Source organism: Streptomyces flaveolus, from assembly GCF_044765825.1.
Lineage (GTDB): Bacteria > Actinomycetota > Actinomycetes > Streptomycetales > Streptomycetaceae > Streptomyces > Streptomyces flaveolus.
This window is the reverse complement of record NZ_JBIWKU010000014.1, coordinates 47,138-69,211: the sequence shown is the minus strand read 5'-3', so window position 1 is coordinate 69,211 and position 22,074 is coordinate 47,138. Positions and strand designations below refer to the sequence as shown.

Sequence of the window (22,074 nt, the reverse complement as noted above, 5' to 3'; positions counted from 1 at the left end):
TCCCCATGGATCACCCGCGTGATGAAGTCAGGGCCAGGCTGCAGACCGATCGCCCGCACTCCGCCCGTGTCTGGAACTACTTGCTGGGCGGCAAGGACAACTACCCCGTCGACAGCCAGGTCGGCGACGTCATCCTGTCGACGTTCCCGGAGTTCGCGGCCGTCGCGCGCCTGCAAAGGAAGTTCCTGGCGCGCGCCGTGCGCTTCCTGGTCGAGGAGGCCGGCATCCGCCAGTTCCTCGACATCGGCACCGGCCTGCCCACCGCGGACAACACGCACGAGCTGGCCCAGCGCATCGCGCCGGAGAGCCGGATCGTCTACGTCGACAACGACCCCCTCGTCCTGACGCACGCGGAGGCGCTGCTCACCAGCAGCGACGAGGGGGCCTGCGCCTACATCGACGCCGATGTGCGCGACCCCGACCGGATCCTCGCCGAGGCCGCCAAGACCCTGGACTTCGACCGGCCGGTCGCCCTGACCATGCTCGGCATCGTGGGCCAGGTCTCCGACGATGACCGGCCCGCCGAGCTGGTCGCCCGGCTGGTGTCGGCACTGCCCCCGGGCAGCTACCTCGCGCTGAGCGACGGCACGAACAGCAACGCCGCCCTCAACACGGCCGTCGAGACCTACAACGCGCAGTCGGCCAACACCTACCACCTCCGGTCCCCGCAGGAGATCGCGGCCTACTTCACCGGCCTCGACCTCGTCGAACCCGGCGTGGTGGCGTCCGCCGCCTGGCGCCCGGACGCCACCGCCTCCGCGGAGCCCACGGCGGAGGTTGCCGTCTGCGGGGTCGCGCGCAAGGCCTGAGCGGACGGCGAGCGCGGGTCAGTCGCCGGCCGGCCAGTGCTCCAGCGCGACGTGCAGCGCGTCCACGGCCCTGTCCCACGACGCCTGGACGTCCCGCGGGGCACCGAAGGCCCCGGCGGCCTCCAGGGCGCAGTAGCCGTGGAACGTGCTGCGCAGCAGGCGTACGGCATCGGTGAGGTCGGGCTCGCCGAGGCCGTACGCGCGCAGCATCCCGTAGGTGATCTCCGCGGTGCGGCGCAGCGCGGGGGAGCCGGCGGCGAGCGAGGGGTCGACACGGATCTGGGTCGCGGCGTACCGGCCGGGATGGCTGAGTGCGTAGGCCCGGTAGGCGCCCGCGAAGGCGGCCAGCGCCTCCTTGCCGGCCCGCCCGGCGACCGCCGCCGCGATCTCCTCGATCAGCTCGCCGCCCGCCAGCAGCGCCATCCGCACGCGCAGGTCGTGCAGGCCGCGGACGTGCGTGTACAGGCTCGCGTCCTTCACCCCCAGGCGCCGGGCCAGCGCGGAGACGGTGACGCTCTCGAACCCCGCCTCGTCGGCGAGGTCGGCGGCGGCCGCGACGACGCGCTCGGTCGTGAGGCCGGCTCGGGGCATGGGTCCACCTCTCCGGCGGGTGCGCCCGCATCGCGGAATGTTCCGCCCGCATCCTAGGACAGGCGCAGGTCCGCGCCCCCGGGTCCGGCCGTCCGCACGGACCGGCCCCGCACCGTCCGTGCGCCGGACGTCCTGCGAAGGCGCGGCGGCTGTGGCAGATTGGCTGCCATGGACCCGTCGACGATGAGCACCGAGCAGCGCAACGAGCTCAACCGCCAGGTCGCCGAGCAGTTCCGCGCGCAGCGGGGCAGCGGCAGGATCGGCGAGATGATGCACGCCGACCGGATGCTCCTGCTGACCCACACCGGGGCCCGCAGCGGCACGCGGCGCACCACCCCGATGGGCTTCTGGCGGCTCGACGGCGACCGTGTGACGGTCGTCGCGTCCAACATGGGGGCGCCCCGGCACCCGGACTGGTTCCACAACATCGTGGCCCACCCCGACGTCACCGTCGAACTCGGCCCGGACAGCTATCCGGCCGTCGCCACCGTCCTGGACGCGTCCGAACACGACCGGCTGTGGCCGCTGCTGCTCGAACAGGCGCCGTTCTTCGCCCAGCACCAGGAGGGGACCGATCGCGTCATCCCGCTGGTGGAGCTCCGCCGCACGACGGACTGACCGCCCGCCGCGCGCGCCTCAGCCGGCCAGCACCCCGCGCACGAACGCGTTGGTGAACTTGCCCTGCGGATCCAGCGACTTCACCAGCGCTCCGAAGTCGCCGAGCCGCGGATACCGCTCGCGCAGCACCGCCGCCGGGGTGGTGAACACCTTTCCCCAGTGCGGACGCGCGTCGAAGGCGTCCAGCGCCTCCTCCAGCCGCCGCACCACCGGCAGCACCGCCGCGGTGTCCTCGACCCAGGTGAAGTGCGCCGCCACCGTGTCCCGCCCGTACGCCGGGCTCAGCCACTGCTCGTCGGCGGCGACCGTGCGCACCTCGCAGGTCTGCAGCACCGGCGCGACGGTCTCCCGGATCGCGTCCAGCGCGCGCAGCGCGTCGAGGGCGTGCTCGCGCGGCATCAGGTACTCCGACTGGAGCTCGGCGCCGCTGCTGGGCACGAACTCCGCACGGAAGTGCGGCAGCCGCTCGTGCCACGGCCCCGGCACCCCGAACTGCTCGGTGCAGTTGACGGCCGGCATGCCCGGCACCGGATGCATCTTCTCGGCGGCCGGTGCGGCGTAGGGGAAGTCGGGCAGCGGCCGGTCGGTGCGCCGCTTGAGCCACACCTGGCGGAAGCCGGGCTCCCGCCAGTCGGTGAACAGGCTCACGCTGTAGGCCGCGGACATCACCGTCTCGAACGCCGCCGTGTCCAGTCCGGCCAGCGGCAGCTCGGTGAAGACGTGCTGCTCGACCTCGTACGCCGGCTCCAGGTCGAGGGTGAGGGCGGTCACGACACCGAGGGCGCCGAGGGAGGTGACCGCGCCGCCGAACCGCTCCTCGCCCCGTGTGACGGTCACCGTCGAACCGTCGGCGGTGACCAGCTCCACCTCGCGCACGACGGACGCCAGCGAACCGTTGCCCACACCGGAGCCGTGCGTGCCGGTCGCCACCGACCCGGCGACCGAGATGTGCGGCAGCGACGCCATGTTCGGCAGCGCCAGCCCCCGCGCGTGCACCAGCCGGGCCAGCTCCGCGTACCGGACACCGCCGCCCACCCGCACGGTACGGGCCGCCGTGTCCACGTCCACCTCGGGCGGCAGCGCGGCCAGGGACAGCAGAACGCCCTCGGAACCGGGCTCGGCGATCTCGTTGAAGGAGTGCCCGCTGCCCAGCACCCGCACCCGGGAGCTGTCCGCCACCAGCGCCCGCAGCGCGGCCGTCGAGTGCGGCCGGAGCAGTTCCTTGGCCGTGTAGGTGATGTTCCCGGCCCAGTTGGTCACGGTGTCGGTCATGCCGTTGAACCTACCTTCCCGCGACAGGGGAGTCATGACCTCCGATCCGCTGCCGCGCACCCTCCCCGAGACCGACCTCACCCGCCACCGCCGCCTCGCGGACGGAGTGCCCGTCTGCGTCACCGTCACCCAGGTGGACGGACTGGTGCCGGCGGCCCGGTCCGTCTTCGAGCACGGGGTGAACCACCGCAGCGCCGTGCTCCACGGTGAGGCCCGCGAGGTCACCGACCCGGACGAGAAACGGGAGGGCCTGCGCCGGCTCACCGAGCACGCCACGCCGGGGCAGTGGTCGTACGCCCGGCACCGAACCGCAGGGAACCCGCCGCCACCACCCCGCGTGCCCTCTCCCTGGACACAGGCCTCCGTCGAGATCCGCACCGGCGACCCCGACGACGGCGACGGGCCCGGCGCCGCGCTCGGCCCCTGGGCCGGAACGCTGCCGCTGACCGCTCCCTGGGGCACCCCCGCCCCGCCCCCGGGCTGCCGCCGGGCGCCGATCCGCCGGCACACCTCGCGCGCCGGAAGGGGACCCGGCACGGATGATGCCGGAGCGGGGGCATACCGTGAGGAGTCGTACGTCCGAACCGGGAGGAGACACGTCGATGGACAGCCGTACCGCGCTGGTCGAGGATCTGATGGAGCGGTTCCCGCACGTGCCGCGCGAGGCCGTCTTCAAGGAGGACCTCCTGCGGGGCGGCGTGGCCTTCGACCCCTCCGCGCTGAGTGACAACGAGGACGGCGAGGTCAAGCCGAAGTCGTACTTCATCTTCTCCTTCGACCACGGCACCCTGCCCGAACTGGGCGAGGCCGCGCTGCGCCGCCCGCCCGAGGAGATCATCCTCACCGGCGGCCCCTACGACCTGCGCCGCACCGTGGTCTCGGTGCGCGTGAACCCGGCCTCGCCCTACCGGGTCGCCGCGAACGACGACGGTGTCCTCGGCCTCTACCTCGACGGCAAGCGGATCGCCGACGTCGGCGTGCCGCCCATGCCCGAGTACTACCGGCACAAGCTCTCCAACGGGAAGTCGGTCATGGAGGTGGCCCCGACCATCCAGTGGGGCTACCTGATCTACCTGACCGCGTTCCGCGTCTGCCAGTACTTCGGCGCCAAGGAGGAGTGCCAGTACTGCGACATCAACCACAACTGGCGCCAGCACAAGGCGGCCGGGCGCCCGTACACCGGCGTGAAGGACGTCGACGAGGTCCTCGAAGCGCTGGAGATCATCAACAAGTACGACACCGCCAAGATCTCCACCGCGTACACGCTCACCGGCGGCGCGATCACGTCGAAGGTCCAGGGCCTGGACGAGGCCGACTTCTACGGGCGGTACGCCAAGGCCATCGAGGACCACTTCCCCGGCCGCTGGATCGGCAAGGTCGTCGCCCAGGCCCTGCCCAAGCCGGACGTCCAGCGCTTCAAGGACTACGGCGTGCAGATCTACCACCCCAACTTCGAGGTGTGGGACGAGTACCTGTTCAAGATGTACTGCCCCGGCAAGGAGCGCTACGTCGGCCGCGACGAGTGGCACAGGCGCATCCTCGACTCCGCCGACGTCTTCGGCGCGCGCAACGTCATCCCGAACTTCGTCGCGGGCGTCGAGATGGCCGAGCCCTTCGGCTTCAAGACGGTCGACGAGGCCATCGCGTCCACCACCGAGGGCCTGCGCTTCTTCATGTCGCACGGCATCACGCCCCGCTTCACCACCTGGTGCCCCGAGCCCACCACCCCGCTCGGCAAGGCCAACCCGCAGGGCGCGCCGCTGGAGTACCACATCCGGCTGCTCCAGGCCTACCGGCAGACGATGGAGGACTTCGGCCTGTCCTCGCCCCCCGGCTACGGCCCGCCCGGGGCCGGCAACGCGGTCTTCTCCGTCAGCTCCTTCATGGACAGCCTGCCGGCGGACGAGCGCGTCGAGGCGTGAGCCCACGCCTCACGAGGTGAGACACTCCGGCCCGGCTCCCGTACGACTCCCGCGGGGCCGGGCCGCGGTCCGCGCACCGGACCCGCGGGCCGTGAACACGGCGCTTGTCAGGTGTGCCGCAGGCATGCGAAGCTCTGCGCCTGCCGTGAGGCCCGTCCCCAACTCCGTCTCCAATACCGCGAGTTGGCCTCGCCCGTGGATGCAGGAGTCCGATGCCCGACCTGCCGAGCCCCCAGGGCGCCCTCGAGGCCGCCCTGTTCGCCGAGTGCTGGGACACGGTGCTCTCCTACGCCGACCTGTGCACCGCCGGATCCGAGGCGGCCGGCCGGCTGGCCGCCGAGGCGTTCACCCACGGCATGCGCGAGGTCCGCGCCGCCGACGCCGCCACGGCCCCCGGCACCGCCCGCAGCCCCTCCCGGCTGCCCCGCATCCCGCTTCTCCTGACCGCCGTACGCACCACCGCGGCGGCCTGGGCGGACGACGGGCGGGGACACGAACTCGACCCCGACCTGCGGCTGTGGCTGGGCTCCGGACAGGCCGCCCGGTACAGCGGGCCGCCGCCGCGGCGCCCCCTCGCACTGCGCGGCCTGAAGGACATGCGGGCCGCGGACGCCGAACTGCTGTGGCTCGCCGACGTGGAGGCGCTGCCGCTGCCCGTGGTGGCCCGCCGGCTCGGCCTCGACCCGGCCACCGCCTCCGACGAACTCGCCCAGGCGCGCGACCTGTTCCGCGACCGCTGCCGGCGCGGCCACCTCGACGCGCCCCTGGACCCGGAGTGCCGCGGCTACGCCCGGATGCTGGACGCCGTGACCCGGCAGCCCGCCGCCGACATGCCCGACGACCTCTCCCGCCACCTCGCGACCTGCGCCGACTGCGCCGGGGCAGCCGCCTGTCTGCGCCCGCACGGCGCCGGACTGCCCGCGGCCCTCGCCGCCGGGGTGATCGGCTGGGGCGGCCTCGCCTACCTGGAGCGCCGCCGCCGGGCCGCCGAGGCACGCCTCGGCGCCGGGCGCCCCGGACCGGACGGCGACGACCGCGCCGACGGGACAGGGGACGGCTCGCCCAGGGCCCGCGCCGTCCGGGGCGGCCTCCTGGCCACGGCCGCCCTGGTGTCCCTGCTGGCGCTCGGGGCCTCCCTGATGCCCGCCGACCGCTCCCCGGACACCGCGGCGCGCGCCGAACGCGCCGACGGCCGGCCGGTGGCCGACCCTCGCCCGTCACCGCCGTACACGACCGAGGCGCCGCCGTCGGACACCCCCCGGCCCTCCACCGACCCCACGGCGAGCACACCGGGCTCGGACCCCGGGAGCGCAGGGCCGAAGACACCCGACCCGGAACCCCAGGGGACGTCCACCCCCACCTCCCGCGCCACCGACGACGCCTCCCCGTCGGCCCCCGGCACGGCCGCGCCGACCGCCTGCCGCGTCCACTACGACCTCGTCCACCAGTGGCCCGACGGCTTCCAGGCCACCGTCACCGTCACCACCGCCGCCGCCCTCGACTCCTGGCACGTCGCCTGGACCTTCCCCGACGGCCAGCGGGTCGGCCAGATGTGGGACGCGACCTACGGACAGAGCGGCCCCCGGGTGACCGCCACCGCCGCCGACTACAACGCGGCCGTCCCCGCGAACGGCCGCCTCGCCTTCGGGTTCCTCGCCTCCTGGCGCGGCAGGAACTCCCCGCCGGACGACTTCACGCTCAACGGCCTGGACTGCGCCCGGGCCTGACGCCGACGTGCCGGAGAAAACCCGTTGACGGGTCACGGTGCCGACCGGCTACTGTGACGGCACGTCGCGCGGAGACCGCCGCGGGACGAGGAAGCAGACGTGAGGAGGTGTCGACCGATGGCTGTCATTGCGACGGGCGCTGCCCGCATCCCGGAAACCATCACGTCCACCTCCGTGGCCGCCGGCTGACACCATCCCTTTCCGCCGCGCATCGCGCGGCAGCCGGGGCCGCCCTGTGAAGGGTCACCCTTGACTTCCCTCTCCGCTTCCTCCGCTTCCTCCGCTCACTGCGCCCTGGCTCCCTACGGCTGGGACGAGAACTGGGCCGACGCGTTCGCCCCCTACGACGCCGAAGGGCTGCTGCCCGGCCGCGTGGTCCGGGTCGACCGCGGCCAGTGCGACGTGGCCACCGCCGACGGCGTGCTGCGCGCCGACACCGCGTTCGTCACCCCGCACGACCCGCTGCGCGTCGTCTGCACCGGTGACTGGGTCGCCGTCGAACCCGACGGCAACCCGCGCTACGTCCGCACGTATCTGCCGCGCCGTACCGCCTTCGTGCGCTCCACCTCCTCCAAGCGGTCCGAGGGGCAGATCCTCGCGGCCAACGTCGACCACGCCGTCGTCGCCGTGTCGCTGGCCGCCGAGCTCGACCTCGCCCGGATCGAACGGTTCCTCGCGCTCGCCTGGGAGTCCGGCGCACAGCCCGTGGTCGTCCTCACCAAGGCCGACCTGGTGACCGATCCGGCGACCCTGGCCCACCTCGTCCAGGACGTGGAAACGGCCGCGCCCGGCGTGCCGGTGCTGTCCGTCAGCGCCGCGCACGGCGAGGGACTCGACGTCCTCGCCGCCGTCGTCGCCGGCGGCACGACGGTGCTGCTCGGACAGTCCGGCGCGGGCAAGTCCACCCTCGCCAACGCACTGCTCGGCGAGGACGTCATGGACGTCCAGGCCATCCGGGACGTCGACGGCAAGGGCCGCCACACCACCACCACCCGCAACCTCCTCGCCCTGCCCGGCGGGGGAGTGCTGATCGACACACCCGGGCTGCGGGGCGTCGGGCTGTGGGACGCCGGCAACGGCGTCGGACAGGTCTTCGCCGAGATCGAGGAGCTGGCGCGGCGGTGCCGGTTCCACGACTGCGCCCACGAGAGCGAGCCGGGCTGCGCCGTCCTCGCCGCCCTGGACAGCGGCGAGCTGCCCGAGCGGCGGCTGGAGAGCTACCGCAAGCTGATGCGGGAGAACCAGCGCATCGTCGCCAAGACCGACGCCCGGCTGCGCGCCGAGATCCGCAAGGAGTGGAAGCGCCGGGGCGCCATCGGGAAGGCGGCGATGGAGGCCAAGCGGGGCCGCGTGCGGTAACCGCCACCCTCAGCTCGATGTCCGATTTCCGCCAGCCCGGTCCGCCGGCCTGGCGGAGACTGGACAGCGTGACCGAGAACGTGAGGGAGACCGCCGAACACGAGGACAGCAGGTACGAGGCCGTCCGCAGCCGGGACGCCCGGTTCGACGGGGTGTTCTTCTTCGCCGTCGAGACCACCGGCATCTACTGCCGGCCCAGCTGCCCGGCGGTCACGCCGAAGCGGAACAACGTGCGCTTCTTCGCGACGGCCGCCGCCGCGCAGGGCTCCGGTTTCCGGGCCTGCCGGCGGTGCCGCCCGGACGCCGTGCCGGGCTCGGCCGACTGGAACGTGCGCGCCGACGTCGTCGGCCGGGCCATGCGGCTCATCGGCGACGGCGTCGTCGACCGCGAGGGCGTCACCGGACTCGCCGGCCGGCTCGGCTACAGCGCCCGCCAGGTGCAGCGCCAGCTCACCGCCGAGCTCGGCGCCGGACCCGTGGCCCTCGCCCGCGCCCAGCGGGCGCACACCGCACGCGTCCTGCTCCAGACCACCGGCCTGCCGGTCACCGAGATCGCGTTCGCGTCCGGGTTCGCCAGCGTCCGGCAGTTCAACGACACGATCAAGGCCGTGTACGCGGCCACCCCGAGCGCCGTCCGGGCCGCCGCCCCGGCCCGCGACCGGGTCTCCCGGCGGGCGGCCACCCCGGCCGCCGGCATCCCCCTGCGGCTCGCCCACCGCGGCCCCTACCGGGCCGGACCCGTCTTCGACCTGCTCCAGCGGGAGGCGGTCGCCGGCATCGAGGAGGTGAGCGGCCCGCCCGGCCGCCGCGTCTACCGGCGCACCCTGCGCCTGCCGTACGGCACCGGGATCGTCGCCGTCGAGGAACGGCCGGGCCGGCCGAGGACCGGCAGCGGCGGCTGGCTCGACGCCCGCCTGCACCTCACCGACCTGCGCGACCTGACCACCTCCGTACAGCGGCTGCGACGCCTGTTCGACCTCGACGCCGACCCGTACGCCGTCGACGAGCGGCTCGGCGCCGACCCCCGGCTCGCCCCGCTGGTCGCCGCCCGCCCAGGGCTGCGGTCACCGGGCACCGCCGACCCCGACGAGCTCGCCGTACGCGCCCTCGTGGGGCGGGCGGAGGCCGAGCGGCTCGTCCAGAGGTACGGCAAGGCACTCGACGCGCCCTGCGGCACCCTGACCCACCTCTTCCCCGAACCGGCCGTCCTCGCCGGGTCCGAGCCCCACGGCACCGCCGGTGCCCTCGCCGCCGCCCTCGCCGACGGCGCCCTGCGCCTGGACCCCGGCGCCGACCGGGACGACGCCGAGCGCGCGCTGCTCGCCCTGCCCGGCCTGGACGCCCGTACGGCCGCCGTCATCCGCACCCGTGCCCTCGGCGACCCCGACGTCGCCCCGCCCGGCCCCGCCGTGCCCGACACCTGGCGCCCCTGGCGCTCGTACGCTTTGAACCACCTGCGCGCAGCAGGAGAGTGGGAGCAGCACCGATGACCATCACGACCACCGCCTCCGTGACCTACTGGAGCGAGCTCGACAGCCCCGTCGGCACGCTCCTCCTCACCGCCGGCCCGGACGGGGCGCTCACCTCCCTGTCCGTGCCCGGGCAGAAGGGCGGCCGCAGCGTCCAGGACGGCTGGCGGCACGACCCCGGACCGTTCCGGGAGGCCGAGGCGCAGCTCGCCGCCTACTTCGCCGGGGAGCTGTCGGAGTTCCGGCTGCCGCTGCGCGCCGAGGGCACCCCCTTCCGGGAGCGCGTGTGGGCCGCCCTGGACGCCGTGCCCTACGGGGCGACCACGACGTACGGCGAGATCGCCGCGCGCATCGGAGCCTCCCGCCCCGCGGTACGCGCCGTCGGCGGCGCGATCGGCGCCAACCCGCTGCTGATCCTGCGCCCCTGCCACCGCGTGATCGGGTCCGACGGCTCCCTGACCGGCTACGCGGGCGGCCTGGAACGCAAGACGCGGCTGCTCACCCTGGAGGGCGTCCGGCTCTAGCCGGCCAGCACCGCCCCGAGCCACGCCGCGGTCACCAGCAGGCAGGCGAACAGCTCCGTCAGGACGCTCGCGCCGCCCGAGCGCATCGCGGTCCGCAGGGACGCCATCGCCTCGCCGTGCCGGCCGAGACGCAGCCGTTCGGCCAGGTAGATGCCGCCCATGAAGCCCGGGACCGCCCCGACCACCGGGATCAGCACGAAGCCGAGGAACGCCCCGGCGCCCGCGTACGCCGCCATGCGGTGGGTGACCTCGTCCGAGCGCGGCGACCGGGGCGGCAGCGTCCAGCGCACCGCCCGGGACACGAGCAGCACGGCCGTCGATCCCACCAGGACGAACCACGAGACGGGCTGCGGATCCTTCAGCGACCACCACGCGACCCCGGCCCACACCAGCCACGACCCCGGCATGCCCGGCAGCAGCACGCCGCACAGCCCGAGCAGGATGACCAGGCCGGACAGCAGGAGGTCCCACGCTCCCATCTGTCCAGGGTGCAGGACGCCCGCGCGGTCCGCAGATCTCCGCGGGGAGGGCTCTTCACCGGGTTCGTCAGCCGGCCCGGGACACCCAGCCCCGTTCGTAGGTGTGCCAGCCAAGCTGAAGCCGGGTCGTCACCCCGGTCAGCTCCATCAGCCGCTTGACCCGGCGCTGCACCGTCCGCAGACCCAGGTCGAGCTGCTTGGCGACGCTCGCGTCCGTCAGGCCGGCCAGCAGGAGCGAGAGTATTTCCAGATCGGTGCCGTCGGGCCCGTCCGGACCCTGCTCCGTCACACCCGACGCTCCGAGCCGCAGCGGCAGCGCATCCCGCCACACCGTGTCGAACAGGCCCGACAACAGCTCCAGCAGCCCGCTGGCGTGCACGACCAGCGCGGCCGGCTCCGCGGAGTGCGCGGTGAGCGGCACCAGGGCGAGCGTCCGGTCGGCGATCACCAGCTTGGTCGGCACCCGGTCCACCACCCGCACCTGCTCGTCACGGCCCAGCGCGGCGGTCAGCTCGGTGATGCCGGTCGGCAGGTCCAGCACCGACCGCTCGACCACCACCCGGTAGCGGACCCCGCGTTCGGCGGCCTGCTCCTCCGCGTCGTTCTCCATGCCGGTGACGGCGACCGGGTTGCCGGTGACCAGCGCGCACACCTCCTCGGCGGCGCCGAGCTGGAGCTGCAGGAAGCGGCGCGCCACCGCCGCCGCGCCGATCACCACCTCCACCAGGTCGTGCACCGCGGGTTCGCCCGCCGCCGCCCGGTACTCCTCGGCCAGCAGCGCCGCCGCCAGCTCCGCCTTCTCCAGCTCGTGCCGCTGCTGGGTGAGCAAAGCGCCCAGCGCCACGCCCGGCGGCGCGGCGACCCAGCGGCCGGGCCGGGCCGACGACTGGGCCGCCAGACCGTTCTGTTCCAGCCGCCGCAGCGCACGCTCCGTGTCCTGCTCGCCGAGCGCCAGCCTCCGCGCCAGATCGGACACGTCGGCCGCCCCCACGGACACCAGCGCCCGGTAGGCCGACTCGTGTGTCTCCTCCAGCCCCAGCACTCCCAGCATCAGGCGCCGTCCCTCCCCGAAGATCGCCAGCATTCCGCGGTGCCCGCGCGTGGCGGAAAACAGCCACGGCACAAACCCGCCTCGGAACATCATCGCCGTACCGCCGGTCACTCTGCCAAGGTGGCGTCGCCGGGCGGCCCTCCCGTGGGGGGTGGGGCCGCCCGGCCACCCCACTCGCACCACCGTTCGACCCCGTCACCCGAGACGCCGTCCGGATGCCCGACGGCCCGGCGGATTTTCCGGATGCCCCGTTTTCATCCGGCCCCCGCGGTGGACAATCAGGAACATGAGCCAGCAGGGGGGAAGGCCCACCGGTCCCGAGGACGACTGGTGGGGGCAGCTGTACGACGACTCCACCGGCGACACCGGCCCCACGGCCGCGCCCGATTCCCTGGACGACCGGTTCGCGTCGGCGGCGGGGACGGTGGGCGGCCCGGACGAGGCCCCGGACGGCAAGCCGCCACCCGACGAGGGGCCTCCCTGGTGGGCGACGCCCGAGCCGTCGGCCTTCCCGGGACAACGCGGCCACCGCGAGCAACGGGGCGTCCCCGGCCCGCGCACCGGCGACGTGCCCCGGCCGGCCGGGGCGGACGGCGGCGGTACGGCGTCCCCTCCCGTCGAGGGACCCCGCTCCGCGCGAACGCCGCAAGACCCGCCCGACGCGGAGATCCGGCCCGACGGCGGGTCGGACACGCAGACCCCGTGGGACGTGCGGAAGCCGCGAGCGCCTCAGCGTCCACCAGGACCGTGGGAGGCGCAGGGCCCCTCGGAGAGCTCACCGGACGCGCAGGGCCCCTGGGACGCGAAGGACCCGCTGACGGCGCAGGGCTCACCGGCCCCGCCGGATGGGCAGGACCCGTCCGGCGTACCGGCCTCGCCGGAGGCGCAGGTCCCCGGACGATCCGGGGCGCGCCTGCCGCGTGCCCCCTGGGAGCCGCCGTCCGGTGCGCCCACCGGGCCGGTGACCTTCCCGCCCGGCGGGACGCGGCGGACCGCCGGGACCGGGCAGCGGGCCCGCACGGAACCGCCCGCCCGGCCGATACCCCCCGATCCGGCCCCACCCACGCCCCCGCCCTCCGCCTCGCCTCCACCGCCGCCCCCGCCTCCGGCTGTCGCCTCCGCCCTGCCGCCCCCTCCACCGCCGTTCCTCCCCTCGCTGCCGCCGCAGCCGCAACCGCAGTCACCGCCGCCCCGCGACGACGTCGCCGACGGCACCCGGCCCGTCGCCGACGCGCCCGCTCCCGGTCCTGACTACGTCGGTTCTCGACCGCCCACCTACGACGCCGAGCCGACCGCCCTGCCGCCCGCCGACCCCGACGCGCTGGACGGTCTGGTCGCGGACACCGTGCTGGAGGGCGCCCGGTACGGGGCCTGCACGCTGCGCGCCGTCTCCGTGCGGGGCGACTCCGCGCGCTACCGGGGCGACCCGCGCCGCGACGCCCTGCTCGTCGCCCGGTTCGGCGCGGGGGACCAGGCCCTGGTCCTGGTGGCGATGGCGACCGGCGCCCGCGGGACGGCCGGGACGCACCGTGCCGCCGCCCAGGTCTGCCGGTGGATCGGCCGGGCCGTGGGCCGCAGCCACGCCCGCCTCGCGGAGGACCTGCGGGCCGCCCGCCGCGGCGACCTCAAGTCCGGCCTGCACCGTCTCACCGACCGCAGCCTCGGCCGGCTCCGGGCCGAAGCCGCCGAACAGGGCCTCGCCCCGCACGAGTACACGGCCACCCTGCGCTGCCTGCTCCTGCCCGCCGCCCCCGAGTGCCGCACGCGTGTGTTCTTCGGCGTCGGCGCGGGCGGACTGTTCCGGCTGCGGGACGGTGCCTGGCAGGACATCGAACCGCGCTCCGGCGACGTCACCGGCGAACCCGTCGTCGGCTTCGGCTCACCGCCGAGCGAGACGCCCGAGGACGACCGGCTCACCATGGACCTGGGCATCACCACGCCGCCCGGCCCGTACGCCGGACCGCCCGACGAGCCGTCCCACGAGCCGTTCCGCTTCCGCGCCTCCGTAGCCCGCCCGGGTGACGTGCTGCTGATGTGCAGCGCGGGCCTGGCCGAGCCGTTGCTCGGCGAGCGCGAGCTGGGCGAACTCCTCGCGCGGCGATGGGCCGGCGCCGGGCCACCCGGCCTCGCCGGGTTCCTCGCCGACAGCGGCGTCCGGGTCAAGGGCTACGCCGACGACCGTACGGCCGCCGCCGTTTGGGAGGCGTGACGCCGCGCGCTGTGCCTCCATGGACCCATGGCCAAACAGAACGTCGCGGAACAGTTCGTCGACATCCTCACCCGTGCCGGAGTGAAACGCCTCTACGGAGTCGTGGGCGACAGCCTCAACCCGATCGTGGACGCGGTGCGCCGCCACTCCGGCATCGACTGGGTGCACGTGCGGCACGAGGAGACCGCCGCCTTCGCCGCCGGCGCGGAGGCCCAGATCACCGGGAAGCTGACCGCCTGCGCCGGCTCCTGCGGCCCCGGAAACCTCCACCTCATCAACGGGCTGTACGACGCCCACCGCTCCATGGCCCCGGTCCTCGCCCTCGCCTCGCAGATCCCGTCCAGCGAGATCGGCCTCGGCTACTTCCAGGAGACCCACCCCGAACAGCTGTTCCGCGAGTGCAGTCACTACTGCGAGCTGATCTCCAGTCCCCAGCAGATGCCCCGGCTGCTCAACACCGCCGTCCAGCACGCGATCGGCCGCTCCGGCGTCAGCGTGGTCTCCCTGCCCGGCGACATCGCCGGACAGCCCGCCCCGGAGAAGGCCGCCGAGACCGCCCTGGTCACCTCCCGGCCGACCGTCCGCCCCGGCGACGAGGAGATCGACCGGCTGGTGCGGCTGATCGACGACGCCGACAAGGTCACCCTGTTCTGCGGCAGCGGCACGGCCGGCGCGCACGCCGAGGTCATGGAGTTCGCCGGGAAGATCAAGTCGCCGGTGGGCCACGCGCTGCGCGGCAAGGAGTGGATCCAGTACGACAACCCGTACGACGTCGGCATGAGCGGACTGCTCGGCTACGGCGCCGCCTACGAGGCCACCCACGAGTGCGACCTGCTGATCCTGCTCGGCACCGACTTCCCGTACAACGCCTTCCTGCCCGACGACGTGCGGATCGCCCAGATCGACGTCCGGCCCGAGCACCTCGGCCGGCGGTCCAAGCTGGACCTCGCCGTGTGGGGCGACGCGAAGGAGACCCTGCGCTGCCTGATCCCCCGGGTGCAGGAGAAGAAGAGCCGCCGCTTCCTCGACCGGATGCTGAAGAAGCACGCGGACGCGCTGGAGGGCGTCGTCAAGGCGTACACCCGCAAGGTCGACAAGCACGTGCCGATCCATCCCGAGTACGTCGCCGCCGTGCTGGACGAAGTCGCCGACGACGACGCGGTGTTCACCGTCGACACCGGCATGTGCAACGTCTGGGCGGCCCGCTACATCACGCCCAACGGCCGCCGCCGCATCATCGGTTCCTTCTCGCACGGTTCGATGGCCAACGCCCTGCCGATGGCGATCGGCGCCCAGCTCCCCGACCGGCGCCGGCAGGTCGTCTCGGTGTCCGGTGACGGCGGGTTCACCATGCTGATGGGCGACTTCCTCACCCTCGTCCAGCAGGACCTGCCGGTGAAGGTCGTCCTGTTCAACAACTCCTCCCTCGGCATGGTCGAGCTGGAGATGCTGGTGGCGGGCCTGCCCTCGCACGGCGTGGCCAACCGCAACCCCGACTTCGCCGCCGTCGCCGAGGCCTGCGGTGCCTTCGGGGTGCGGGTGGAGAAGCCGAAGGAGCTGGCCGGGGCGCTGAAGGCGGCCTTCAAGCACAAGGGGCCGGCCCTGGTCGACGTCGTCACCGATCCCAACGCCCTGTCCATCCCGCCGAAGATCAGCGCCGACATGGTCACCGGCTTCGCCCTGTCCGCCTCGAAGATCGTCCTGGACGGCGGGGTGGGCCGGATGCTCCAGATGGCCCGGTCGAACCTGCGCAACGTGCCGCGGCCGTAGCCGCGGCGCCGTACCGGGCCGGGGCGGAATTCGGCCGGTTCGACCGCCCGTGTGGCCGAACGGGCGTTGGTTGACCATTCGACATGACTGTCCCGGGTCCTATCGGGCAAGGATTCCCCCGTGAACGTGTTCGAGGAGTAGAAGGGAACCGACATCGGCACGCGGACGGGGGACATGGAGAGGCAGGCGGTGCCACAGCTCAGGCGCAGACTGGGCCGGGCGGATCTGCGGGCGGTGCCCGAGGCCCGCCGGGCGCTGCGCGAGCTGCTGCGGCACTGGGGCAGACCGGAACGGTCGGAGATCGCGGAACTGCTCACCAGCGAGCTCGTCACCAACGCGCTGGTCCACACCGACGACGACGCCGAGCTGACCGCCACGGTCTCGGAGCGCGGGCTGCGGGTGGAGGTACGGGACCGCGTCGCCCGGCTGCCCCGGCAGCGCGCCCCGGAACCGGACGAGAGTACCCACGGCAGGGGCCTGGTCCTGGTGCAGTCCCTGGCGGACGCCTGGGGCGTGCGGTCGCACGACGTGGGCAAGTCGGTCTGGTTCGAGCTGGGTGCCGGGGCCGCGTGAACGCCGGAGGGGCGTGACACGCGGGTCACGCCCCTCCGGCGGTGCGGGCCGGCCGTTCCGGCCGTGCCGTCCTAGCCGAACTGCTGCTCCAGGTCCTTGAGCTTGCGCTCCAGGGAGTCCAGGCGCGGCAGGGCCTGGGTGTCGTCCTCCGCGGTGAGGTCGACGGTGCGCTGGTCAGCTCCGCTGCGCACGGGCTGCAGCGAGGGAAGCTGGCGTACGGGCAGCTGCTCCGGGGTGGATATGGCAGGCTCCGCGGCGGCCCGGTCCGAACCGCGTTCCACCTGCTGCACGTCCACCTCGACCTGACGGCCGCCGCGGCCGGGGAAGCCCCGGCCGCCGTGGCCCCGGCTGATCGCCTTCAACTGGGCCCGCTCCAGTCGTTCCTGCTCGCGACGGCGCTGGCGGGTCTGCTCCTTCTGGCGCTTGTCGTCGCGCACCTCCTCGACCGCCTCGTCGAGGCTGCGCACACCCTCCAGGAGCATCAGCGACCAGGCGCGGTAGGTCTCCCGGGGGGCCCGCAGCCAGCGGACCATGCGGATCTGCGGCAGCGGACGCGGCACCAGGCCCTGCTCGCGCAGTGCGGCCCGGCGGGTCTGCTTCAGGGCCCGGTCGAACAGCACCGCGGCCGACAGGGACATGCCCGCGAAGAAGTGCGGGGCGCCCGCGTGGCCGATGCCCCGGGGGGCGTGCACCCAGTTGAACCAGGCGGCCGCGAACGCGAAGGTCCACACGAGTATCCGGGAACCGAGCGCCGCGTCACCGTGGCTGGCCTCGCGCACCGCGAGCACGGAGCAGAACATCGCCGCACCGTCGAGCCCGAACGGGACCAGGTACTGCCAGCCGTCGCTCAGGCCGAGGTTCTGCTCGCCGAAGCCGACCAGTCCGTGGAAGGAGAGGGCCGCGGCGACCGCGGCACAGCAGAAGAGCAGCACGTAGGAGAAGGTGCCGTAGAGGGCTTCCTTGCGCCTGCGGCGCTCCTCGGCACGCTCCCACGAGTCGTCCGCGCCCGCGTCCTTCCCCGAGGATCGCTTTCCGCGCGCGAGCACCGCCACCGCCGCCAGCATGCCCAGGAGCAGTACGGCGCCCGGAAGCAGCCAGTTCAGCGATATGTCGGTCAATCTCATCTGGGGGTCCCTTGCCTTGGGATAGGGCGTAACGCCCGCCATGGTGGCCCAAACCCGGCAGCCCTCAGGGGGTTTCGGGGCAAGAGGCCGCCAAGGGAGTGCGGGGGGATGCCCGGGGACGGCGATTTGCTCGAACTGCCGCTTGAGGGACGGGAGTTGAGTTCGAATAAGAATACCCGTACGGGTGGTTCCGCGGAAAGTTCCCGCGACGCGTGGGGAAGTTGTGAAACGTCGAGCGGGCGTCGCGTGATCCCGGCCCGGACGATCTTAGCGGGTGCCGCCGGACGGCCGGACCCGCAGGTGGCTCAACCGGCGGTGGCGAGCAACTTGTTGACACGGTCCGCGTCGCAGGTGCGCGGGCAGGTGGCGCACGTGTCCTCGGGGCGCAGCGTGTAGAACATGCAGCAGCTCGCCCGGTCCCGGGTGTGCAGCGGCTCGCCGTCCGGCCCGGTCAGCTCCCGGAACGCGGCCTTGCCGACGTACGGCCTGGTCGCCCCCGGCAACAGCAGCTCCAGCTCCTGCCGCGCCCGCTCCTGCTCGCCGAACAGATGGGCGACGTACCACAGCCCCTCCACGACCTCGTCGGTCGCCATGCCCCACAGGGCCCGTCCGCGCCGGCGCATGCGCGGCCCGAACCCCGCCAGCACCGGTTCCAGATGCTCGGCGACCGCGGCCCGCACCTCGGCCCGCAGTGCCTCCTCGTCGGCGACCACCCGGGCGCCGGGCAGCGCGGCGGCGGGATCGCCGGGCAGGCAGGCGAAGCCGGCGGGCCGCGCGGCCATGCGGCCCAGCGGCAGTCCCGCGGCGGTGCGGTCGTAGGCGACATGCGCGGCCGGGTAGCGGGGCACCCTGCGGTGCAGGAACCACGGCACCGTGATCAGCAGGCAGGCCGGCCAGGCGTACCGGTGCAGACCGAAGCTCGCGATCACGTCGGGCCGGGCCCGCTGCCCGTAGTCCCGCACCACCTGGGCGTCGTCCCAGGCGAGGAAGGCATCCAGCTCCGCCCCGCCGGCCGCGAGCGAGGAGGCGGCGACCCAGCCGCCCCCGTCGGGCAGCTCCTCCCCGGCGTCCGGCACGGTGACGCCCAGTCCCGGCAGGACCTCGGACAGACGCGCGTAGGAGTCCGCGACGGCCGGGTGGGAGACAGGCATGCGGGACCACCGATCCACATCAGGGCAACGGATTGCTTGAGGTAAGCCTTACCTTACCCAAGATCCTTGATGGGGGAACAGACGGGTCGAGCCCTTATGGTGCTTGACGGACCGAACGCCAACCCGTCGTAATGACCCCAAGTACCGATACGTCCTGGAGGAGGACCCCGTGAAGCAGAGCACGCAGGGCTCCGCCGGGACGGACGGCCCGCGCCCGGGCGCCGCGGGGCGGATCCGGGTACCGGCCCAGCCCGGTGCCGCGGACCGGGACCGCACCCGGGACCGGGACGGTGTCCCGGACCCGTCCGGGACCGCGCGCGGCGAGCACACACACGGCGAACGCCCGCTCGACGGCTCCCGCGCCCTCGTACAGCGTTCCTCCGTGCGCGGGCAGGTCCTCGACGCCCTGCGCACCGCACTGGTCGCCGGAGAGCTGCGCCCCGGCGAGGTCTACTCGGCGCCCGTGCTCGGCGAACGCTTCGGTGTCTCCGCCACCCCCGTACGCGAGGCGATGCAGCAGCTCGCCCTGGAGGGCGCCGTCGAGGTCGTCCCCAACCGCGGCTTCCGCGTCGTCGAGCGGGGCGCCCGGGAACTGGCCGAGCTCGCCGAGGTCCGGGCCCTGATCGAGGTCCCGGTGCTGCTGCGGCTGGCCCGCACGGTGCCCGCCGAGCGCTGGGCCCGGCTGCGCCCCGTCGCCGAGGCCACCGTCCGGGCCGCGTCCTCCGGCTGCCCGGCGACCTACGCCGAGGCCGACCGCGCCTTCCACCGCGAGATGCTCGCGCTCGCCGGCAACGACCAGCTCGTCCGGATCGCCGGCGACCTGCACCGCCGCGCGCAGTGGCCGCCGGCCGGCGCCCCCGCGACGCGGGGACGGGCCGGCCTGATCGCCGACGCGCACGAGCACACGGCGCTGCTGGACGCGCTGATCGCCGGCGACCAGGACGTGGTGCGGGCCCTGGTGGCGGAGCACTACGCCGCCACCCCCTGAGCCCGGTTCCGCCCGCGGCCCCCCTGCGGCCCGCTCACCACGCCTGCTACGGGACCTCCTGCGACACCTCCCCGGGCTTACGCTCCCGCGACCGCTGCCGCGCCGCCGGTTTCCCGCCGGTCCCGCCCGTGCGGTGCGAGGTGCGGCGCCCCGTGTCGCGGCCGTGCAGCTCGACGGCGAGCGGGGCGGCGGTGAACACCGACGAGTAGGTGCCGACCACCACACCGATGAGCAGGGCGACGGCGAAGTCGGTGAGCGAGTCCTGGGCGAGCACCGCCAGCGAGGCGAGGATCAGCACCGCGCCCATGCCGGTGTTGACCGTGCGCGGCAGCGTCTGCAGGATCGCCTGGTTGGTGAGCCGGTCGAACGGCGTCGCCCGGTCCTTCCCGAGCAGCTCCCGGATCCGGTCGAACAGGACCACCGAGTCGTTGACCGAGTAGCCGATGACGGTCAGCAGCGCCGCCAGGAACACCCCGTCGATGGGCTTGCCGAGCCAGGCGAACACCCCGACCAGGATGATCACGTCGTGCGCGAGCGCGCTGACCGCGGCGGCGCCGAACAGCAGACGGAAGCGCACGGCGAGGTACAGCAGCTGGGCGCCGAGGGCCAGACCGAGGGCGATGAGGGCGTTCCGACGCAGTTCCTCGCCGAGGCTCGGCCCGATCAGCTCGTCGCGGACCTTCTCCGTTTCTCCGCCGAGCCCGGCGACGGTCTCGGTGACTGTGGTCGCCTCCGCGTCGGTCAGCTCCTCGGTGCGCACGGTGAGGCCGTTGTCGCCGGAGGACTGCACGACCGCGCGCGGGAAGCCCGCGTCGGCGAGTGCGGTGCGGGCCCGGTCGGGATCGACCTCGGTCGCCGTGGAGTACTCGATGAGCCGTCCGCCGGTGAACTCGATGCCGAAGTCGAGGCCGCGGGCCACGATGCCCGAGCCCGCCAGCACCAGGACGATGCCGGAGGCGGCCAGCCAGCGGCGCGGCCGGCGCATCAGGAACGGGTCGCGGCGCAGCAGGGCGTCGCGGACCGGGCCGGTGGTGGAGATGCCGGTGATCCGCGGGCGGCGGAAGACCGACGGGCGGCCCGCGGCGAACTCGGCGAGCACCCGGGTGATCACCAGGGCGCTGACCATGGAGGCGAGGACACCGATGCCCAGGGTGACGCCGAAGCCCTTCACCGGACCGGAGGCCAGGAAGAACAGCAGGGCGGCGGCGATGAGCGTGGTGATGTTGGAGTCGGCGATCGCGCTGAAGGCGCTGCGGAAACCGGTTGTCAGCGCCGAACGCGTACTGGGCCGGGTGCGCAGGGCCTGTTCCTCCCGCGCCCGTTCGAACACCAGGACGTTGGCGTCCACCGCCATGCCGATCGCCAGGACGAAACCGGCCAGGCCCGGCAGGGTCAGCGTCGCGCCGACCGCGGCCAGGGCGGCGTAGGAGATGACGCCGTAGCAGAGCAGGGCGACGGTGGCGAGGGCGCCCATCAGCCGGTAGACGACGATGATGAACAGCGCGGTCAGCGCGGTGCCGACGACGGCGGCCCAGGCGCCGGCCGAGATGGCCTCGTCGCCCAGGGTGGCGCCGATGGTGCGCTGCTCCACGGTCTCCACCGGCACGGGCAGGGCGCCGCCCTTGACGAGCAGGGCCAGTTCGCGGGCCTCGGCGTCGTCGAAGGAGCCGGTGATCTGTGTGGAGCCGCCGGAGATGCCGGCCTTGCAGGCCACCGAGGGGTCGACCTGCGGCGAGGAGATGATCTTGTCGTCGAGCACGATGGCGACCCGGCGTTGCGGGTCCCCGGCCGGGTGGCAGGCGGCCTCGCCGGTCACCCGGGCCCACTGGTCGCTGCCCTTGTCCTCGAAGTCCACGGTGACGTGCCAGCCGGCGCCGTTCTGCTGGTCGAACCGGGCGTCGGCGCCCTTGACGTCCTGACCGGTCAGGGCGGCCGCCGCCAGCCGCAGCGGCTGGCCGGACTCGTCCGGCAGAACGCGCTCCTTCGACGCGTCGGCCGGCCGCTCGGCGGAGTCACCGGGCGTCTCGGCGGTGCCGAGCACCGGGTGGACGGTGAGCTGCGCGGTGCGGCCCAGCACGTCGGCCGCCTCCTTCGGGTCCTGCACACCCGGGAGCTCGACGACGACGCGGTTCTCGCCCGAGCGGACGATGGTCGGCTCGGCGACGCCCAGTGCGTCGATCCGGCCGCGCAGCACCTCCACGGTGCGGTCGGTGGCCTCGCGGCCGGCCTGGGTGGTGGACGTGGATCTGGTCTCCAGCACGATCTGGGTGCCGCCGCGCAGGTCGAGTCCGAGGCGGACCGGCGTGGTGACGGTGATGGCCACCGAGGCGGCCATCACGGCCAGGGCGAGCAGCGCCCGCAGACGCGGCGCCCGGGACTGCGAGCGGGAACGGGATCGGGGACGGGTACGTGAACGTTTCACACGGGCCTCCGGCAGG

General features: G+C 74.1%; 19 protein-coding genes. 12 read left to right on the top strand and 7 right to left on the bottom strand.

Annotated features, from left to right (window positions below; all coding sequences use genetic code 11):
* Positions 1–5 precede the first annotated feature (5 nt).
* Positions 6–809 (top strand): SAM-dependent methyltransferase, encoded by an 804-nt coding sequence (locus ACIRG6_RS32740; protein WP_350715639.1) that lies wholly within the window; start codon positions 6–8, stop codon positions 807–809.
* Positions 810–827: 18 nt separating this feature from the next.
* Here ACIRG6_RS32740 and ACIRG6_RS32735 read toward each other — a convergent pair whose 3' ends face one another.
* Positions 828–1,400: a TetR/AcrR family transcriptional regulator gene (locus ACIRG6_RS32735; RefSeq protein WP_364678848.1), complete on the bottom strand. Its 573-nt coding sequence runs from the start codon at positions 1,398–1,400 to the stop codon at positions 828–830.
* Between the two features lie 168 nt (positions 1,401–1,568).
* Between ACIRG6_RS32735 and ACIRG6_RS32730 the strand changes: the two genes are divergently transcribed.
* Positions 1,569–2,018 (top strand): nitroreductase/quinone reductase family protein, encoded by a 450-nt coding sequence (locus tag ACIRG6_RS32730; protein WP_350715634.1) that lies wholly within the window; start codon positions 1,569–1,571, stop codon positions 2,016–2,018.
* An 18-nt stretch (positions 2,019–2,036) separates the two neighbouring features.
* Here the strand turns inward: ACIRG6_RS32730 and ACIRG6_RS32725 are convergent, their stop codons facing one another.
* Positions 2,037–3,290: a D-arabinono-1,4-lactone oxidase gene (locus ACIRG6_RS32725; protein ID WP_364678851.1), complete on the bottom strand. Its 1,254-nt coding sequence runs from the start codon at positions 3,288–3,290 to the stop codon at positions 2,037–2,039.
* Between ACIRG6_RS32725 and ACIRG6_RS32720 the strand changes: the two genes are divergently transcribed.
* The 6 genes from ACIRG6_RS32720 (at position 3,256) to ACIRG6_RS32695 (ending at position 10,291) form a co-directional block, all read left to right on the top strand.
* Positions 3,256–4,017 carry a pyridoxamine 5'-phosphate oxidase family protein gene (locus ACIRG6_RS32720; RefSeq protein ID WP_364821067.1) on the top strand — a complete coding sequence of 254 codons (762 nt, stop codon included), beginning with the start codon at positions 3,256–3,258 and terminating at the stop codon, positions 4,015–4,017. The genes ACIRG6_RS32725 and ACIRG6_RS32720 overlap by 35 nt on opposite strands.
* Complete coding sequence (locus ACIRG6_RS32715) at positions 3,926–5,212, top strand: radical SAM protein (RefSeq protein WP_364679111.1); 1,287 nt, start codon at positions 3,926–3,928, stop codon at positions 5,210–5,212. Before ACIRG6_RS32720 ends, ACIRG6_RS32715 begins: the two co-directional genes overlap by 92 nt.
* A 212-nt stretch (positions 5,213–5,424) precedes the next feature.
* Positions 5,425–6,939, top strand: coding sequence for a cellulose binding domain-containing protein (locus ACIRG6_RS32710; protein WP_364821015.1), 1,515 nt, complete (start codon positions 5,425–5,427; stop codon positions 6,937–6,939).
* Between the two features lie 249 nt (positions 6,940–7,188).
* On the top strand, positions 7,189–8,298 hold the full coding sequence (gene rsgA, locus ACIRG6_RS32705) for a ribosome small subunit-dependent GTPase A (protein ID WP_364678859.1): 1,110 nt from the start codon (positions 7,189–7,191) through the stop codon (positions 8,296–8,298).
* Between the two features lie 17 nt (positions 8,299–8,315).
* Positions 8,316–9,788, top strand: a complete 1,473-nt coding sequence (locus tag ACIRG6_RS32700) for a bifunctional transcriptional activator/DNA repair enzyme AdaA (protein ID WP_364821010.1) — start codon at positions 8,316–8,318, stop codon at positions 9,786–9,788.
* Positions 9,785–10,291 carry a methylated-DNA--[protein]-cysteine S-methyltransferase gene (locus ACIRG6_RS32695; protein WP_318214960.1) on the top strand — a complete coding sequence of 169 codons (507 nt, stop codon included), beginning with the start codon at positions 9,785–9,787 and terminating at the stop codon, positions 10,289–10,291. The genes ACIRG6_RS32700 and ACIRG6_RS32695 overlap by 4 nt, the downstream gene beginning before the upstream one ends.
* On the opposite strand, the gene ACIRG6_RS32690 is transcribed toward ACIRG6_RS32695, so the two are convergent.
* Positions 10,288–10,770, bottom strand: coding sequence for a DUF456 domain-containing protein (locus ACIRG6_RS32690; RefSeq protein WP_318214961.1), 483 nt, complete (start codon positions 10,768–10,770; stop codon positions 10,288–10,290). The genes ACIRG6_RS32695 and ACIRG6_RS32690 overlap by 4 nt on opposite strands.
* A 67-nt stretch (positions 10,771–10,837) precedes the next feature.
* Positions 10,838–11,821, bottom strand: a complete 984-nt coding sequence (locus ACIRG6_RS32685) for a helix-turn-helix domain-containing protein (protein WP_403325276.1) — start codon at positions 11,819–11,821, stop codon at positions 10,838–10,840.
* Positions 11,822–12,107: 286 nt separating this feature from the next.
* Here ACIRG6_RS32685 and ACIRG6_RS32680 point away from each other — a divergent pair, with 286 nt between their 5' ends.
* The 3 genes from ACIRG6_RS32680 to ACIRG6_RS32670 all read left to right on the top strand — a co-directional run bounded on the left by ACIRG6_RS32680 (position 12,108) and on the right by ACIRG6_RS32670 (position 16,373).
* Complete coding sequence (locus tag ACIRG6_RS32680; protein ID WP_403325274.1) at positions 12,108–14,030, top strand: protein phosphatase 2C domain-containing protein; 1,923 nt, start codon at positions 12,108–12,110, stop codon at positions 14,028–14,030.
* A gap of 27 nt (positions 14,031–14,057) precedes the next feature.
* Positions 14,058–15,800 (top strand): pyruvate dehydrogenase, encoded by a 1,743-nt coding sequence (locus ACIRG6_RS32675; RefSeq protein ID WP_350715616.1) that lies wholly within the window; start codon positions 14,058–14,060, stop codon positions 15,798–15,800.
* A gap of 174 nt (positions 15,801–15,974) precedes the next feature.
* The gene (locus ACIRG6_RS32670) at positions 15,975–16,373 is read left to right on the top strand and encodes an ATP-binding protein (protein ID WP_381688732.1); all 399 of its coding nucleotides are present in this window, start codon (positions 15,975–15,977) and stop codon (positions 16,371–16,373) included.
* A gap of 71 nt (positions 16,374–16,444) precedes the next feature.
* Here the strand turns inward: ACIRG6_RS32670 and ACIRG6_RS32665 are convergent, their stop codons facing one another.
* Together ACIRG6_RS32665 and ACIRG6_RS32660 are read right to left on the bottom strand one after the other, a co-directional pair.
* On the bottom strand, positions 16,445–17,497 hold the full coding sequence (locus ACIRG6_RS32665; RefSeq protein ID WP_350715611.1) for a DUF2637 domain-containing protein: 1,053 nt from the start codon (positions 17,495–17,497) through the stop codon (positions 16,445–16,447).
* Between the two features lie 305 nt (positions 17,498–17,802).
* The gene (locus tag ACIRG6_RS32660) at positions 17,803–18,648 is read right to left on the bottom strand and encodes a (2Fe-2S)-binding protein (RefSeq protein WP_364678872.1); all 846 of its coding nucleotides are present in this window, start codon (positions 18,646–18,648) and stop codon (positions 17,803–17,805) included.
* A gap of 169 nt (positions 18,649–18,817) precedes the next feature.
* Here ACIRG6_RS32660 and ACIRG6_RS32655 point away from each other — a divergent pair, with 169 nt between their 5' ends.
* Entirely contained in the window at positions 18,818–19,636 is an 819-nt protein-coding gene (locus ACIRG6_RS32655; RefSeq protein ID WP_364678875.1) for a GntR family transcriptional regulator, read from the top strand.
* Between the two features lie 46 nt (positions 19,637–19,682).
* Here ACIRG6_RS32655 and secD read toward each other — a convergent pair whose 3' ends face one another.
* Positions 19,683–22,058 carry a protein translocase subunit SecD gene (secD, locus tag ACIRG6_RS32650; protein ID WP_403325270.1) on the bottom strand — a complete coding sequence of 792 codons (2,376 nt, stop codon included), beginning with the start codon at positions 22,056–22,058 and terminating at the stop codon, positions 19,683–19,685.
* Between the last annotated feature and the right edge of the window lie 16 nt (positions 22,059–22,074).

What these genes read in the sequence shown, in the direction of transcription:
- ACIRG6_RS32680 (WP_403325274.1), top strand. Translation starts at nt 12,108, where the DNA reads ATGAGCCAGCAGGGGGGAAGGCCCACCGGTCCCGAGGACGACTGGTGG.
- ACIRG6_RS32720 (WP_364821067.1), top strand. Translation starts at nt 3,256, where the DNA reads ATGTTCCCGGCCCAGTTGGTCACGGTGTCGGTCATGCCGTTGAACCTA.
- ACIRG6_RS32675 (WP_350715616.1), top strand. Translation starts at nt 14,058, where the DNA reads ATGGCCAAACAGAACGTCGCGGAACAGTTCGTCGACATCCTCACCCGT.
- ACIRG6_RS32700 (WP_364821010.1), top strand. Translation starts at nt 8,316, where the DNA reads ATGTCCGATTTCCGCCAGCCCGGTCCGCCGGCCTGGCGGAGACTGGAC.
- ACIRG6_RS32730 (WP_350715634.1), top strand. Translation starts at nt 1,569, where the DNA reads ATGGACCCGTCGACGATGAGCACCGAGCAGCGCAACGAGCTCAACCGC.
- ACIRG6_RS32725 (WP_364678851.1), bottom strand. Translation starts at nt 3,290, where the DNA reads ATGACCGACACCGTGACCAACTGGGCCGGGAACATCACCTACACGGCC.
- ACIRG6_RS32670 (WP_381688732.1), top strand. Translation starts at nt 15,975, where the DNA reads ATGGAGAGGCAGGCGGTGCCACAGCTCAGGCGCAGACTGGGCCGGGCG.
- ACIRG6_RS32660 (WP_364678872.1), bottom strand. Translation starts at nt 18,648, where the DNA reads ATGCCTGTCTCCCACCCGGCCGTCGCGGACTCCTACGCGCGTCTGTCC.
- ACIRG6_RS32715 (WP_364679111.1), top strand. Translation starts at nt 3,926, where the DNA reads ATGGAGCGGTTCCCGCACGTGCCGCGCGAGGCCGTCTTCAAGGAGGAC.
- ACIRG6_RS32690 (WP_318214961.1), bottom strand. Translation starts at nt 10,770, where the DNA reads ATGGGAGCGTGGGACCTCCTGCTGTCCGGCCTGGTCATCCTGCTCGGG.
- ACIRG6_RS32710 (WP_364821015.1), top strand. Translation starts at nt 5,425, where the DNA reads ATGCCCGACCTGCCGAGCCCCCAGGGCGCCCTCGAGGCCGCCCTGTTC.
- ACIRG6_RS32740 (WP_350715639.1), top strand. Translation starts at nt 6, where the DNA reads ATGGATCACCCGCGTGATGAAGTCAGGGCCAGGCTGCAGACCGATCGC.
- ACIRG6_RS32695 (WP_318214960.1), top strand. Translation starts at nt 9,785, where the DNA reads ATGACCATCACGACCACCGCCTCCGTGACCTACTGGAGCGAGCTCGAC.
- ACIRG6_RS32735 (WP_364678848.1), bottom strand. Translation starts at nt 1,400, where the DNA reads ATGCCCCGAGCCGGCCTCACGACCGAGCGCGTCGTCGCGGCCGCCGCC.
- ACIRG6_RS32685 (WP_403325276.1), bottom strand. Translation starts at nt 11,821, where the DNA reads ATGCTGGGAGTGCTGGGGCTGGAGGAGACACACGAGTCGGCCTACCGG.
- ACIRG6_RS32665 (WP_350715611.1), bottom strand. Translation starts at nt 17,497, where the DNA reads ATGAGATTGACCGACATATCGCTGAACTGGCTGCTTCCGGGCGCCGTA.